13 protein-coding genes are annotated in these 13,592 nt (G+C 71.0%); 6 read left to right on the plus strand and 7 right to left on the minus strand.

Translation table 11 applies throughout. The features are described 5' to 3' along the window. Window positions 1-104 precede the first annotated feature (104 nt). Complete coding sequence (locus WMF34_RS17265) at window positions 105-869, plus strand: zinc-dependent peptidase (protein WP_437993934.1); 765 nt, start codon at window positions 105-107, stop codon at window positions 867-869. A 178-nt stretch (window positions 870-1,047) separates the two neighbouring features. Here the strand turns inward: WMF34_RS17265 and WMF34_RS17270 are convergent, their stop codons facing one another. The 3 genes from WMF34_RS17270 to WMF34_RS17280 are packed head-to-tail and all read right to left on the minus strand — an operon-like array spanning window position 1,048 to window position 4,244. Next, a complete protein-coding gene (locus WMF34_RS17270) occupies window positions 1,048-1,641 on the minus strand; it encodes a hypothetical protein (protein ID WP_437993935.1) in 594 nt (197 codons plus the stop codon). A gap of 9 nt (window positions 1,642-1,650) precedes the next feature. Beyond that, window positions 1,651-3,786: a molybdopterin cofactor-binding domain-containing protein gene (locus WMF34_RS17275; protein ID WP_437993936.1), complete on the minus strand. Its 2,136-nt coding sequence runs from the start codon at window positions 3,784-3,786 to the stop codon at window positions 1,651-1,653. After that, window positions 3,783-4,244 (minus strand): (2Fe-2S)-binding protein, encoded by a 462-nt coding sequence (locus tag WMF34_RS17280; RefSeq protein WP_437993937.1) that lies wholly within the window; start codon window positions 4,242-4,244, stop codon window positions 3,783-3,785. Before WMF34_RS17280 ends, WMF34_RS17275 begins: the two co-directional genes overlap by 4 nt. Before the next feature lie 254 nt (window positions 4,245-4,498). Here WMF34_RS17280 and WMF34_RS17285 point away from each other — a divergent pair, with 254 nt between their 5' ends. After that, window positions 4,499-6,163: an NTP transferase domain-containing protein gene (locus tag WMF34_RS17285; protein ID WP_437993938.1), complete on the plus strand. Its 1,665-nt coding sequence runs from the start codon at window positions 4,499-4,501 to the stop codon at window positions 6,161-6,163. Here the strand turns inward: WMF34_RS17285 and WMF34_RS17290 are convergent, their stop codons facing one another. Next, complete coding sequence (locus WMF34_RS17290; RefSeq protein ID WP_437993939.1) at window positions 6,164-6,937, minus strand: hypothetical protein; 774 nt, start codon at window positions 6,935-6,937, stop codon at window positions 6,164-6,166. It abuts the gene before it with no gap. An 82-nt stretch (window positions 6,938-7,019) separates the two neighbouring features. Next, window positions 7,020-7,427, minus strand: coding sequence for a hypothetical protein (locus WMF34_RS17295; protein WP_437993940.1), 408 nt, complete (start codon window positions 7,425-7,427; stop codon window positions 7,020-7,022). 449 nt (window positions 7,428-7,876) lie between these two features. Between WMF34_RS17295 and WMF34_RS17300 the strand changes: the two genes are divergently transcribed. Continuing rightward, window positions 7,877-8,446, plus strand: coding sequence for an SgcJ/EcaC family oxidoreductase (locus WMF34_RS17300; RefSeq protein WP_437993941.1), 570 nt, complete (start codon window positions 7,877-7,879; stop codon window positions 8,444-8,446). Window positions 8,447-8,479: 33 nt separating this feature from the next. Here WMF34_RS17300 and WMF34_RS17305 read toward each other — a convergent pair whose 3' ends face one another. Beyond that, on the minus strand, window positions 8,480-9,724 hold the full coding sequence (locus tag WMF34_RS17305; protein ID WP_437993942.1) for a glutathionylspermidine synthase family protein: 1,245 nt from the start codon (window positions 9,722-9,724) through the stop codon (window positions 8,480-8,482). Beyond that, window positions 9,721-10,572: a DUF350 domain-containing protein gene (locus WMF34_RS17310; RefSeq protein ID WP_012235974.1), complete on the minus strand. Its 852-nt coding sequence runs from the start codon at window positions 10,570-10,572 to the stop codon at window positions 9,721-9,723. The genes WMF34_RS17305 and WMF34_RS17310 overlap by 4 nt, the downstream gene beginning before the upstream one ends. A gap of 161 nt (window positions 10,573-10,733) precedes the next feature. Between WMF34_RS17310 and WMF34_RS17315 the strand changes: the two genes are divergently transcribed. Genes WMF34_RS17315 through WMF34_RS17325 form a run of 3 tightly spaced genes read left to right on the plus strand, consistent with a single transcriptional unit; the run spans window position 10,734 to window position 13,569 of the window. After that, a complete protein-coding gene (locus WMF34_RS17315; RefSeq protein WP_437993943.1) occupies window positions 10,734-11,639 on the plus strand; it encodes a hypothetical protein in 906 nt (301 codons plus the stop codon). Between the two features lie 5 nt (window positions 11,640-11,644). After that, a complete protein-coding gene (locus WMF34_RS17320) occupies window positions 11,645-12,994 on the plus strand; it encodes a hypothetical protein (RefSeq protein ID WP_437994641.1) in 1,350 nt (449 codons plus the stop codon). A 2-nt stretch (window positions 12,995-12,996) separates the two neighbouring features. Next, complete coding sequence (locus WMF34_RS17325; RefSeq protein WP_437993944.1) at window positions 12,997-13,569, plus strand: hypothetical protein; 573 nt, start codon at window positions 12,997-12,999, stop codon at window positions 13,567-13,569. The last annotated feature ends 23 nt before the right edge of the window (window positions 13,570-13,592 follow it).

The following is a 13,592-nucleotide window of genomic DNA, read 5'->3' on the forward strand; positions in this document are numbered from 1 at the left end:
CATGGCAGCAGCCGGTGGTGATCCGCTGCTGCGGCACGGGCACTCCGCGAGCGCCGCGCACCGCTCTTCCGACAGCGCCACGCGAGCGGGTAACGTGGTCGTCGATGCTGGCCTTTTTCAGGAAGCGGCGGCGCGACGCCGTCCGACGCGAGCCCTTTCCGCCCGCGTGGCGCGAGATCCTCGACCGGAACGTGCCCTGCTTCGGCCGCCTCCCGGCCGAGGACCAGCAGGAGCTCCTCGGGCATATCCAGGTCTTTCTGGACGAGAAGCCGTTCGAGGGGTGCGGCGGCCTGGAGATCACCGACGAGATCCGGGTCACGGTGGCGGCGCAGGCGTGCCTCCTCCTCTTGCACCGCGAGACCGACTACTACCCCGAGCTCGAGGTGATCCTCGTTTACCCGAGCACCTACGTGGCCCGCGGCCGGGAGGTGCGGGAGGGGGGCGTCGTCGTCGAGGGTGATCACGCGCGGCTCGGAGAGTCGTGGTCGCGGGGGTCGGTCGTGCTCGCGTGGGACGGCGTGCTCGCGGGCGCGGCGGACATGAGCGACGGTCACAACCTCGTGCTCCACGAGTTCGCGCACCAGCTCGACCAGGAGGAAGGCCCCGCCGACGGCGCGCCCGAGCTGCCCGAGCGCTCGATGTACGCGGCGTGGGCGCGCATTCTCGGCCGCGAGTACGAGCGCCTCCTCCGCGACGAGGCGAGCCTCAAGCGCACGGTGATCGACCCGTACGGCGCGACGAACCCGGCCGAGTTCTTCGCCGTCGTCACCGAGGCCTTCTTCGAGAAGCCACGGAAGCTCAGGGCGAAGCACCCGGAGCTCTACGAGCAGCTGAAGGCGTTCTACTGTCAGGACCCGGCCAGCCGGTAGCGGCGCCGCCGTCGCCGCGCGCGGGCCGATCGCCCGAGCGCCGCCGGTCATGGTATCTCCCGGCTCCCCCGATGGCCCGAAAGCGCAAAGGCAGGTCTCGCAAGGGCGGCGCGTCCTCCGCTCCTCGCCCGGCGTCGCCTGCGGCCGCCGCGCCGCCCGCGAAGCGCGTGACCGTCGATCATCCACCCGGGCAGGGCGCGCCGGCGCGGGCCCAGGTCTCCCACGCAGCGACGAACTCGGCGTACGGCGTCGGGATGGGCGTGCGGCCAGCGCCAGGGTTCCAGCCCCAGGTCACGAGGGGATCCTCGAGGTGGACACGCAACGCCGCCATGTCCTTGCCGCCATTGCGCTTCGGATCCTTGATCTGCTCGCACAGGGCGCCCGGGGCGACACCGACGAACACCATCGGCATCTCGGGCGGCGGCATGTGCCAGCCCTTCGAGACGCCCGGCGGCACGTGCACGCCAAAGCTGTTCGGCGGGTTGGCCGGCCCGTGGCACGTCGTGCACTCCGCGCCTGGCATGCCGTGGCCCGTGGGGCCGCGCAGCACGAACTGCGTGTGCGGGCGGCCCTCGTCGCCCTGGAGCGGCACATCGCCGGCGGGGTGACAGTTCTGGCAGCGAGGGTGCTGGAGGACGCCGCGCACGGTCTCGAACGCGGCGAGGGCGGTCTCGCGGCTGACCGGCGAAGGCGAGGGCGCCGGCGAGGCCCCGGGCGTCTGTCCCCCGCACGCTGCGAGGAGAGAGGCGAGGACAAGAGAGGATCGGATCATGGTCAGTTCCTACGCGAGGCGAAACGGAAGGGAGCGCAGCCGCTGCTTGGTCAGCGCGAACACTGCGTTTGCCACGGCCGGCGCGATCGGCGCGGTGGCGGGCTCCCCGATGCCGCCCATCTTGGCCTTGCTCGGGATGAGATGGACGGCGATGCGCGGCATGTCGAACATCCGGAGCATGGGATAGTCGTGGAAGTTGCTCTCCTGGACCTTCCCCTCGGCGATGTTGATCTTGCCGTAGAGCGCGGCCGTGAGGCCGAAAGCGACGCTGCCCTGGATCTGCGCCTCGATGCCGAGCGGGTTCACCGCCGTACCGCAATCGACGCTGCAGGTGACCGAGTGGACGCGGATGCGCCCCTCCTCGATCGAGACCTCGGCCACCTCGGCGATGATGGATCCGAACGACTCGTGCATCGCGAGCCCCCGCGCCCGTCCCGGGGCGGGCGCGGTGCCCCAGCCGGCCTTCTCGGCGGCGACCTTCAGCGCGTTCGCGTGCCGCGGCTTGTCCTTGAGCAGCTCGAGGCGGTACGCGAGCGGATCCTGCCCTGCGGCGTGCGCCAGCTCGTCCACCATGCTCTCCACCGCGAAGGCCGTGTGGGTGTTGCCGACGGAGCGCCACCACAGCACGGTGACCGGCGTCCTCGGCGAGTGCAGCGACACGCGGAGCGCGGGCGTCCGCTCGACATAGGGCGACTCGGCGATCCCTTCCACCGAGGTCAAGTCGACGCCGTTCCTCGTGACGAACGACTCGAGCGGCGTGCCGGCGACGATCGACTGGCCCACGACCACCTGATCCCACGCCGCCGGCAGGCCGCGGGCGTCGACGCCGACCTGGATCCGGTGGACGAAGGCGGGGCGGTAAAAGCCGCCGCGCATGTCGTCCTCCCGCGTCCACACCACCTTCACCGGCACGCCGGCGGCCTTCGCGACGATCACGGCCTCCGCGACGAAATCCGCCACGGGGCTGGCGCGCCGCCCGAAGCCGCCGCCGAGGAACGTCGTGTGGATCTGGACCTTGTCGGGCGTCGTGCCGAGGATCTTCGCCGCGGCCATCTGGTCGCCGGTCTGGAACTGCGTGCCGGTCCAGATCTCGCAGCGATCGCCGTCGATCTTGACCGTGCAGTTGAGCGGCTCCATCGGCGCGTGCGCGAGGTAGGGCACGTCGTACTCCGCCTCGAGCCGGGATTTGGCGGCGGCGAGCGCGTCTTCCACCTTGCCGACGCTGGCGGCGACGGTGCCGGGCGTCCGCGCCTTCGCGTGGAACTCGGCGAGCAGCTTGGCGCTGTCGACCCCGCCTCCCTCGGGCTGCGCCCACTCGGCGCGGAGCGCGTCGCGCCCGAGCTTGGCGGCCCAGAAATGCGCGGCGACGACGGCGACGCCGTCCGCGGTGGGGACGACCTTCTCGACGCCGGGCACCTTGAGGGCGTCGGCGGCGTCGAACTTGACGAGCTTGGCGCCGAACGCAGGCGGGCGGAGCACGACGGCGGTGCGGAGCCCGGGGAAGTGCACGTCGAGCCCGAACTGCGCCTTGCCCGTGATCTTCTCCGGCGTGTCGATGCGGCGCACGAGGGTGCCGATCAGCTTCCAGTCCTTTGCGTCCTTCAGCTTCACCTTCGCCGGCGGCGCCAGCTTCATCGCCTCCTCGGCGAGCTGGCCATACGTCAGCTTGTCCTTGCCGTGGGTGACGACGCCGTTCGCGGCGGTGCACGCTGCGGGCGAGACCTTCCACCGGGCGGCCGCCGCGCGCAGCAGCATGTCCTTCGCCATCGCGCCGACGGTGCGGTACCGCTCGAACTCGCTGTTCGTCGTCGACGACCCCCCGGTCATCTGGATGTTCATCACCGGATGGCCGTAGACCGGCGCGGCCGGCGCGTGCTCCGACCGCACCTTCGACCAGTCGCACTCGAGCTCCTCGGCGATCAGCATCGCGAGCCCGGTCCAGATGCCCTGGCCCATCTCGGAGTGCGCGAGCACCACGGTCACGGACTCGTCGGTGCCGACGCGGACGAACGCGTTCGGCGAGAGCGGCGGCGGCTGCGCCGCCTTCGGCGCGGCGCGGACCCCCTGCGGGACGTAGAAGCTGATCAGGAGCCCGGCCGCCGATCCAGCGGCCGCTTGCAAGAAGTCACGCCGGGAGACGGTCACTTGCCACCTCGCTTGAGCCTCGACGCGAGGATCACCGCTTCGCGTACACGAACGTACGTCCCGCAGCGACACACGTTGCCGGACAGCGCAGCGTCGATGTCGGCGTCGCTCGGATCGGGCTTCTGTTCGAGCAAGGCGACCGCGGTCATGATCTGCCCGGACTGGCAGTAGCCGCACTGGACGACGTCGGCCTGCGCCCACGCCTGCTGCACCGCGTGTGACCCGTCGGGCGACAGGCCCTCGATCGTCGTCACCTTGCGCGTGCCGACGCTCGACACCGGCAGGACGCACGAACGCGCGGGTTTGCCGTCGAGGTGGACCGTGCAGGCGCCGCACTGGGCCATGCCACAGCCGTATTTTGTGCCGGTCAATCCCAGCAGATCACGGAGCACCCAGAGCAGGGGCATCTCCGGACTGGCATCCACGTCACGAACAACGCCGTTGACATCGAGCTTCATGGCCGTTCAGGCCATACGTTTGGGCTGGCCCGCCGTCAAGCGACTGCACATGTTCTTATCATTTCTTTACCATCGGCCCGCGGCTCGCCGGCGCTCTGTCACCTGTCACGCTCGCACCCCCGACCGCGACCGACCGAGCGGTGAGGAGGGCGAGCGGTGAGGAGGGCGAGCGGTGGTTACCGGCGTCACCGGCGTCACCAGCGACGATGAACGCCCTGGCGGGCGCGTCACGAAGGGTGAATGATGCCGAGCGCATGAACGAGCTTGAGCGGATCGTGCGCGAAGCGGCGACGTTGGTGGCAGAGCGATCCCCGTTTCTCCTCGCGACGGTCGTGCGGGTGTCGGGGTCGTCGTACCGGCGTCCGGGCGCGCGGATGCTGGTCGCCGGCGATCGCTGGGTATCCGGGTGTGTGAGCGGCGGCTGCCTCGAGGGCGACGTGATGCTCCGCGGAGAGCACCGGTGCCGCGATGGCGCCGTGGTGGTCACTTACGACTCGACAACCGAAGACGGAGAGACATGGGGCGTGGGGCTCGGCTGCAACGGCGTCGTCGATGTCCTGCTCGAGCACGTCGCGGCCGGGGCGACCCACGACGCGCTCGCGTTCGCCGCGGCCTGCTTCGCCGAGGAGACCACCGGCACGCTGGTCACGGTGATCCGCTCGACGGCCGGCGCGGTCCGGGTCGGCGCGCGCCTCGCGTTCGGTCCGCCGTGCGCGCTCGCGCACCCGGTGACCGATCCGGCCGCGCGCTCCGCGATCGAGGCCGCGGCGCGGGGGCCGGCCGGCGTCGTGGAGCTCGACGGGCTGGGGATCTCCGTGCTCGTCGAGAAGATCGCGCCGTCGCCGCAGCTCTTCGTGCTCGGGGGCGGGCACGACGCGGTGTCCATCGTCACGCTCGCGACGTCGGTCGGGTTTCGGGTCACGGTCGCTTGTCCCACGATCCGCCAGGGCGCCCGGTTCCGCGCCGCGGATCGCGTCGTCTCGACCGGCGGCGCGGCGGATCGCCTCCGCGCGCTCATCGACGCCGCGGCCGAGCCGTACGTCGTGATCATGCACCATCAGGTCACGCCGGATCGCGATGCGCTCGCCGTCGCCCTCGCGTCGCGCGCCCGCTACATCGGCGTGCTCGGGCCCGCGCGCCGCACGCGCGATCTCCTCGCCGAGATCGGCCACCCCGGCGGCGATCCGCGGATCCACGCGCCGATCGGCCTCGATCTCGGCGCCGAGACGCCCGAGCAGATCGCGCTCTCGATCGTGGGCGAGCTCCAGGCCGTCGCGCGCCGGGCGCAGGGGGGAAAGCTCCGCGCCCGCGCCCGGCCTCTGCACGCGCGCGTGGCGCTGGTCGTGCTCGCCGCCGGCGGCTCACGTCGCCTCGGTCGCCCCAAGCAGCTCGTCGAGCTCGACGGCGCGCCACTCGTCCGGCGCGTGGCGACCACGTGCGTCGAGGCTCGATCCGGGCCGGTCGGCGTCGTGCTCGGCGCCAGCGCCGGCGCGGTCGCGCGCGCTCTCGGCGATCTGGAGGTCGCGCACATCGCGAACGATGGCTGGGAAGAGGGCATCGCCTCCTCGGTCCGCGCCGCGGTCCGGTGGGCGGAGGCCTCGAAGGCCGACGCGCTCCTGATCGCGCTCGCGGACCAGCCCCTGCTCACGGTCGAGCACCTCACCGCGCTGCGGGACGCCTGGCTCGCGGGCGCGCCGATCGCCGCGTCGCGGTTCAGCGGCGTCGTGGGCGCGCCGGCGGTGTTCGACCGATCTCGCTGGGACGCGCTCTCGCGCCTCCAGGGCGACCAGGGCGCCGGCCGCCTGCTGCGCGTCGAGGACGTCGCGGCGATCGACTGGGCGGGCGGGGCGATCGACGTCGATACGGCCGACGACGTGCGCGCGCTCGGCGGCCACGCGCCGGCGAACCCGCCGAGCTGATCACCAGCAGCTGTAGTCGTAAACCGTGCGCGACGTCTCCCCGAGGCGCTCGACCAGCAGATCGCCGTCGAAGACGTAGGTGAAGGCCGGGATCGATGGGCTGGGCATGCCGTCGAGCGGGTTCACCCCCTGCTCCCGGCGGAGGAGACGACAACCCTCGTAGACGATCTCCGTCGTGATGGTCGGCAGATCATCCGTGAAGCGGTCGAACGTCAGCTGCGCGAGGCGCCCCTGGTCGTCGCGCTCGTATCGGACGAAGTAGTCGTCGTTCCCATAGGTGATCGCCCGCGCGTCGTCGTTGTAGTCGATTTCGAGGACACGGGTCTCGGCCGCGCCGGTCCGGGTCATGCGGACCATGCGCTCGCCCTCGTAGTCGAAGGTGTGTGTGAAGGTCTCGCTGCCCATCGTCTCGACCGCTCCGACGAGACGCTGGCCATCGTATTCGTAAACGAACGACGTCTCCTGTCCCGTGTCCGTCTCCGTGTCCGTCTGGGCGCACGGCCCGGGATGAGGCCCATACATCCACGGACCGAGCTCCGGCATGGGGACGCGGCCAACGAGCTCTGGACAGCTCGTCGCGCCCCCGCCCCCGCCTCCCTCGCCTGACCCTCCCGTGCCGCCCGAGCCTGTCGAGGCCGCCGAGCCTGAAGCGCCCGCGCCCCCGCTCCCCGATGTCGACGTGTCGTCGGGGGCCTCGTCGTCACCGCAAGCCACGAGCGTGAGCAGGCACATCGTGGCCAGGTATCCGCACGTTCTGAAGACAAATCGATGCATCTCTCTCCTCATCCGTCAACCTGGGTCGGGTCGCCGGGTCGTCGCGCCCCGGTCGTGGGAATGTCAACCTGGGGCGGGTCTCTCAGACATCCTGGTACGCGACCGTGATACCGGACGTCCGACCTTGGCCCTCGAGCAACAAGCCGGTGGGGCCAAGGAGGACCTTGTCGAGCGAATTGAGAACGAAACCTGGCTCCAGATCCGGCGGCCCATCGCCGAGCCAGCGGAGGAGCGCCTCGTGCGCGAAGAAGCGCGCGAGCTCCCTGGCGAGGACGGGGTGCTTCACTGCGTCCGCGGCGCTTGGGAAGTCCGCGTCGATGAGCGCCCTGTCGAGCGCCTCCGTCGACTCGGGAAAGCGCCTCGTGTCCTCGATGAGCGCTGGAAGCTGCTCGGGCTCTGCCAGGAAAGCAACGAAGTAGGCGCCGGGGAGCTCCAGAAAGTAAGAAATCAGCGGTACGTCCGGGGTGCGCCAATGCTGGCCGAAGTTCATCGAGCGAACCGACAACGATTCGAAGGGCACCGGCCGGCTGTCCACGAAGGCGGACGTCCTCGACTCCGGGAACCGGGCTCGTAACGCGCGTCGGCTCAGTCCGGCGATTGACATCATGAAGTCGAGCTGACGTCGTGGTGCGCAGTGAACGCGAGCTCCTTCAGCATTCTGTGATCACAAGCGCAGCTCATCGCCTCGACGCCTCGACAGCACCGCCGGGCAGCGCGCGGAGCGAGCCCAGCGGAGACCCAAGCGTACCTATCCGCGGCCGCCCTGGCAACCTGCGATCCGGTCGAGCGCTGATCCTCGATGACGGCGCGAGCGGGTCAACGCCTGTTCGACGTGATCGAGGCAGCTCTCCGCCTGCGAGGACAGCAGTCTGACCCGCAGTCAGGATCGAGCGCGCCCCCGGTTGACGTCCCGCGCCGGTTCGCAGTAAGGGGCGTTCCATGCATAGAGCCCTCGCCCTGGCTGCGCTCCCGCTCCTGGTCCTCGCGTGCGCCCCCACGACGCCCCAGCCCGTCGCGCCGGCGGCGCCAGCGCCGGCCATCGAGGCGGCGGCGCCCGACGCCCGCGAGCAGGCGGCGCTGGGGGAGGAGCTCGTCGCCGCCTTCAACGACGCCTGGAACCGGCACGACATGGATGCGTTCGCCGCGCTTCAAGCGGAGGACGCCGATTTCGTGAACATCTTCGGGATGTGGTGGCATGGGCGGGAGGAGATCCGGGCGAATCACGTCGGCATTCACAAGACCGTCTTTGCGAAGAGCCGCCTCGCCAGCGTGCGTGTCGAGACACGCTTCGTCGCGCCGGATCTCGCGGTCGTCCGCTGGGCATGGGAGCTGACGGGCGTCGTCACCCCGGATGGCCAGCCCGTGCCCGATATGCAGGGCATCCTTGTGCACGTGGCGCGGCGCGCGGGGGACCGGCTCCAGATCGTGACGACGCAGAACACGCAGGCCACGGCCGACGCGTTCCGCGCGGTGCGCGCCATGGATGCCCCGGCCCGACCCGCCCAGTAGCCGCCCGCGGGCGCGCTCGCCCTGCGAACGCGCCTACCGCACGAGCGCCGGCGCGCTCAGCGCGGCCGCGTCCGTCATCCCGGCCTGGACGCGCGCGTAGATGCCGCACGCCTCGCCGGCGATCAGGTAGATGCCGTAGTTGACCGACTCGCGCCGCGCGTTCTCCAGGGCGGAGAAGTACCGCTGCGCGATCCACCGCCCCTCCCGGGCCTTGGCCAGGGACGCGCGCCAGACCTCGTCGGGGGTGTGGCGCCCGAGGATCACCTCTTCTCCCTCGGCGCCGTAATCGCTCTTCAGGACCCACTCCTCGCGCTGCGCAAGGAGCAGCTCGGGGTGCACCGTCTCCAGCCGCGACGTCACCGGGACGTGACGCTGGATGACCGACTGCGCGTGCGGCGAGAAGCGGTGGAGGTGCTCCCACATGAACGCCATCGAGCGCTTGTTCTGCGGCAGCACGGCGCCGAGCGGGTTCAGGATCGCGGCGCGCCCGTCGGCCGCGGCGGACAGCACGGCGCCGAGCGGGCCGGCGAGCGGCTCGGCGTCGGGGATCTGCTCGTCGGTCCACACGCTCGAGCGCTCTCCCCACCAGTCCGTCTTGTAATGGCGCAAGAGGACCGAGAAGGGGACGTCGAAGAGCGACAGGCCGCGCTCGTCGTGGCCGAGGTTGTACGGCGAGCCGAGGAGCACGGAATACCCGCGCTCCGTGAGCCAGCGCTGGTAGAGGCGGATGACCGAGAGGTCCTCGGTGAACTCCGTCGGATAAACGAAGCCGAGGCGCCGCGTCGCGGCCTCGCCGAGGAGCGCGCGGGCGACCTCGTCCACCATCGCGCAGAACCGGGCGCCGAGCTCGCCGTTGGGGTCGCGCGCGCCCGGGTGATCCGGCGCCGCGAGCGCGCTCAGCACGACCGCCTCCGCCTCGCCCGTCGGGGTGTCGCAGTTCAGCTCGGCGATCGCCGGGCCCTCATCCGTCAGGAAGACGTCGGCGCGCGCGATGCCGTGCCACAGCGGCTGTGACGAGAGCCACATGGCCTTCTGACAGGGCGTCAGACAGAAGAAGTCGTCGAGCAGCGACGGCTCGTCCGCGACGATCAGGCAAAGCTCGTTGTAGACCGCCGCGACCTCCTCGGCGGCGCGGTACAGGGCGCGCTGCTCGGCGGCCGTGACGAACACCGGCTCCTCGCGGAAGCGCGGGGCCCCGTCGAACCAGGGGTCGGTGATGAGGCCCGTGTCGACGATCTTCGCGGCGAAGGCGTCGTAGGCGCGGTCAGCGGAGGTCATAGGAGGCGCGCGATGGCGATCGAGGTCGCGAGGTAGGTCGTCGCCTCGAGCGCGCCGAGCCCCTCGTTGCGGTCGGCCGCGATGCCCGCGTCGAGGCGGCCGCCGCGCAGCGCGAGCGGCGCGCCGAGCAGCACGCTCTGCACGAGGAGCTGCCGCACGGGGTAGAGGGCGAACAGGTAGAGCAGCACCCCGCCATAGCCCTTCAGCGAGATGAAGAGACCCTCGAAGTCGCCCTCCAGCGCCCGCGCGATGATGATGGCCACCGCGATCGAGGCGCCGGCGTAGCTCAGCGCGGCGGCGAGGTTCTCTCCCTGGATCTGCTCGGCGTCATCGTACGTGGTGAGCGCCCGGAAGAGCGAGATGAACACGTGCAGCGTGATCTGCGCGAGGACGAAGAAGCCGAGGGAGATCGCGAGATCGCCGAGATCCTTGCCCGCGATCGCGCGCGAGGTGATGAGCCCGGTCGCCACGTAGTGCGCGCCCGCCGCGAGCCCCGCGGCCGCGTTGCCGCGCTCGATCTCGGCCGGGAGCCGCGCCCTGAGCAGAAGGCGGATCCCGAGCTGGCCGGTCGCGAGGACGAGGAGCAGGCCCACGACGGCGAACGCGCTCACCCAGAGGAGGTCGCGCGCGAAGCCCTCGCCCTCGAGGCAGTTCTTCACGGCGTTCGCGGCGACGAGGAACACCGCGAGGACCTGGCCCACCGTGAGCAGCCGGCGGGCGGCGTTGCTCTCCGTGAGATCGCGGGCGGCCGTGTGCGCCGGTGAGAAGACCCTCTGCCCGATGCGCAGCAGGGCGAGCAGAGCGAGCGTGGTGCCCAGCCCGAACCCCATGACGTAGGACAGATCCATGGGACGCACGCTACAGAACGCGCCGCGCCCTCACAAGCCCAAGCCTCGCGTCACGCCGCCGCGAGGCGCAGGCGGGTTTCGGGGTTTGCGGGGCGCCCCCCGGGCTTTGTGATATGGGTAGGCCTGCCGGGCTGTGACGCCCCGGCTCCGGCGGCGGACCCATGGTCGAACCTCCTTGTGACTCCGGCATCCAGGGCATCTTCGCGCGACCCTATATCGATCTCGAGCCGTACCTCGACCTCACCCCGCTCGGCGAGATCCACGACGAGATCTGCCTCGGGCTCACGCAGGTGCCGATCGATTACACCGGCGGCAGCCACCGCGCGATGGGCATCATGCCGCCGTCGCGCGTCGGCGAGGCGTTCGCCGACTACGGCGAGGTGATCCGCGGCCTCGACGACGAGGAGTTCGCGACGTTCCAGCGCCTCTCGGACGACCCTTCGTCGATCGAGAGCTCCGCGCGCGCCGCGCTCGAGTTCGGCGAGGAGCGCGAGATCCCGCTCTCCCGGCGGCAGATGCTGTGGCTCAAGTTCCGCCATGGGGTGTACTTCCCCTGGAAGGTCTATGTCGAGCTCATCCCGAACCGCTACTGGGGCGACAAGAGCCGGAGTGAAGGCAAGGACTTCACCCGCCTGGCGAAGTCGTTCTTCCCGAGGACGATCGCCTACGTGAAGCGCCTGCCGTTCGCGTCGATAGGGCGCTGCAACATCATGGGTCTCGAGGCCAACGATCACGGCACGGTGCACCACGACGGGGAGGGGAGAGCGCCGGACAGCGAGCCCGACCATTTCATCACGCTCTGCCCCGCGGGCAACAAGCGCCTGTTCCTGTGGGACGAGCGGGCGCGGCGGAAGACGGCGGTCGCCGGCCGGGCCTACTGGTTCAACGATCACGATTACCACGGCGTCGAGGCGGACCCGTACTTCAGGTACTCGGTGCGCATCGACGGCACCTTCACGCCGGAGTTCATCGAGGCGCTCCGGCGCGACCACGCCGGGGCGGCCGGTGTCGCGCCGCCCGCGCAGGCCGAGCGCGCGCCGCAGGGCGCCGGGGAGGCCGCCGCGTGAGCCGGATGGACGAGCCGTTCGAGCGCGCCGAGGTGCTCGACAAGCCCGGGATCGTCGGGGCGCGCTGGTGGCACAAGGGCCTGGCCGACGCGCCGAAGGACGCGTCGCGGCGGAACGCGATCCTGGCCGCGCTCGGCGCGGTCGGGCTCGTCGGCGTGGCGGCCGCGATCGCCGTGGCCGCGGACGGGTGCTCGGACGATGAGACCGCGGTGCAGCGGAAGCGGGCGCTCGACATGCAGCGGACGTTCGGCTGGAGCTTCGGCGCCGCGCAGGAGAGCGTGACGTTCGACGGCGAGTCGAAGAAGCCGTTCGATCGGGCCGCGCTCGCGAGGATGTCCACCGACCTCAGGCCGGCGGACGAGGGAGCGCGCGCTTACTACGTGCCCGCGCTGTTCGAGTCGCCGTCGGCCGTGCCCACGCTCGTCGCCGAGGGGGATCCGGCGCCCATCACGCCGCTCGGCGACGTGCTCCGGCCGATCTTCACGCCGGCGATGGACCGCGCCTACCGGAGCGGCAAGGCGCTCGCGTCGCTCCTCCTCGCCGCCCGGACGGACAGCGGCCTTCGCCGCGACATCGCGGTCATCGTGGATCTCGACGGCCCCGAGTCGGTGGCCTTTGCCGCGGGCGCGGCGGAGGCGTTCGACCCGGTGTTCACGTTCGACAACTGGCCGCACCCGCGGGGCGTCGTCAAGGCGCACCTGACGCTCGCCGCGGCGGCGTACTACCAGCCGCTCTTCGCCCGCTCGGCCCCCGGCCCCCGCGCGACGATGTTCGTCCTCGATCGACAGCGGCTCTCGCCCTATTCGGACGACGCGACGCAGTTCGACAACCGGCATGTCGCGAAACTGCCGTCCGCCGATGCGCTCTGGGACCGAGGGGTTCGCCATGTGCTCTATGTGGTGCCCACGGAGAGGGTCACGACCGAGTCCGACGACCTCAACGACGACCTCGTTGCGTTCCGGTCGCGCCGGCTCGATGTCGGGTTGTTGGCCGCGAACGTCTTTGCCGCCGACCCGGCGGAGCCGAAGCCCGCGAACGAGACCGAGGACTGGCCTCCCTACTACTATGGTGGCCGCGCCGCGTCGCACGGCTGGTTCTGGATCGACTATCCGTGGGGGCCGCCCCCTCGACCGGCGCCGGTCGAGCCGAGCGCGCCGAGGCCGGGCAAATCGTACGTGCCGGCGCAGCGCGCGACGGCGTTCTCGAGCGGCGCCGCGTCGAGCGGGGGGGCGCCGATCCCGGACGGCTTCGGGACGGTGCCAGTCGTCGTGGCGCTCGGCACCGGCGTGATCCTCGGCGCGGCCCTCAGCCGCAGCGGCTCGTGGAACCGGGCGTCGGGCGGATACGGAGGCTGACGGTGGAGCACTCGATCTTCGCGATGGAGGTGTGCGCGCGCATGGACGCCGGGAGCACGCTGCAGCGCACGCTGCACGAGGCCGTCCAGGTCCAGTTCGAGAAGATGAGCCTGCAATACAAGTGGTACCAGTACCGCCGCGCGCAGATGGCGCTGCTGTCGAATCTGCACGCCATCGAGAAGGGGTGCTGGGACTACTTCGACGACGACTCCCGGGCGCTCAACGATTACGGCATGTGGTCCCGTGGCATGATCACGGAGGAGGGCGCGCGCAAGGGGCCGTCGGGGACGCCGGACCCGTACCGCGGCCAGCCCCGCTACCTGACCTTCACGATGGCGTTCCTGCTGATCCAGGGCTCACCCACGGATCGGATGCTCCGCACGGTCTGCGACATCCCCAAGGACCGCCTGTGGCGCCGCGACGTGTTTGGCCACATCCTCCAGAACCTCGGTCACGTGAGCTTCGCCAGCGTGAAGTCGGATGTCATCTACCTGATCCCGCGGGACGAGGGCTGGGCCCTGACGGCCGACGATCTGACGGATCCCAAGTTCCACTACCTGCGGAAGCTCGTGTAGACCGAGTAGACCGAGTAGACCGA

Source organism: Sorangium sp. So ce145 (assembly GCF_051525985.1).
GTDB classification, from domain to species: Bacteria; Myxococcota_A; Polyangia; order Polyangiales; family Polyangiaceae; genus Sorangium; species Sorangium cellulosum_B.

Excerpts from the sequence above, each read along its gene's own strand:
- WMF34_RS17300 (WP_437993941.1), top strand. The coding sequence starts at position 7,877 with ATGCATAGAGCCCTCGCCCTGGCTGCGCTCCCGCTCCTGGTCCTCGCG.
- WMF34_RS17315 (WP_437993943.1), top strand. The coding sequence starts at position 10,734 with ATGGTCGAACCTCCTTGTGACTCCGGCATCCAGGGCATCTTCGCGCGA.
- WMF34_RS17305 (WP_437993942.1), bottom strand. The coding sequence starts at position 9,724 with ATGACCTCCGCTGACCGCGCCTACGACGCCTTCGCCGCGAAGATCGTC.
- WMF34_RS17285 (WP_437993938.1), top strand. The coding sequence starts at position 4,499 with ATGAACGAGCTTGAGCGGATCGTGCGCGAAGCGGCGACGTTGGTGGCA.
- WMF34_RS17310 (WP_012235974.1), bottom strand. The coding sequence starts at position 10,572 with ATGGATCTGTCCTACGTCATGGGGTTCGGGCTGGGCACCACGCTCGCT.
- WMF34_RS17265 (WP_437993934.1), top strand. The coding sequence starts at position 105 with ATGCTGGCCTTTTTCAGGAAGCGGCGGCGCGACGCCGTCCGACGCGAG.
- WMF34_RS17270 (WP_437993935.1), bottom strand. The coding sequence starts at position 1,641 with ATGATCCGATCCTCTCTTGTCCTCGCCTCTCTCCTCGCAGCGTGCGGG.
- WMF34_RS17320 (WP_437994641.1), top strand. The coding sequence starts at position 11,645 with ATGGACGAGCCGTTCGAGCGCGCCGAGGTGCTCGACAAGCCCGGGATC.
- WMF34_RS17280 (WP_437993937.1), bottom strand. The coding sequence starts at position 4,244 with ATGAAGCTCGATGTCAACGGCGTTGTTCGTGACGTGGATGCCAGTCCG.
- WMF34_RS17295 (WP_437993940.1), bottom strand. The coding sequence starts at position 7,427 with ATGAACTTCGGCCAGCATTGGCGCACCCCGGACGTACCGCTGATTTCT.
- WMF34_RS17290 (WP_437993939.1), bottom strand. The coding sequence starts at position 6,937 with ATGCATCGATTTGTCTTCAGAACGTGCGGATACCTGGCCACGATGTGC.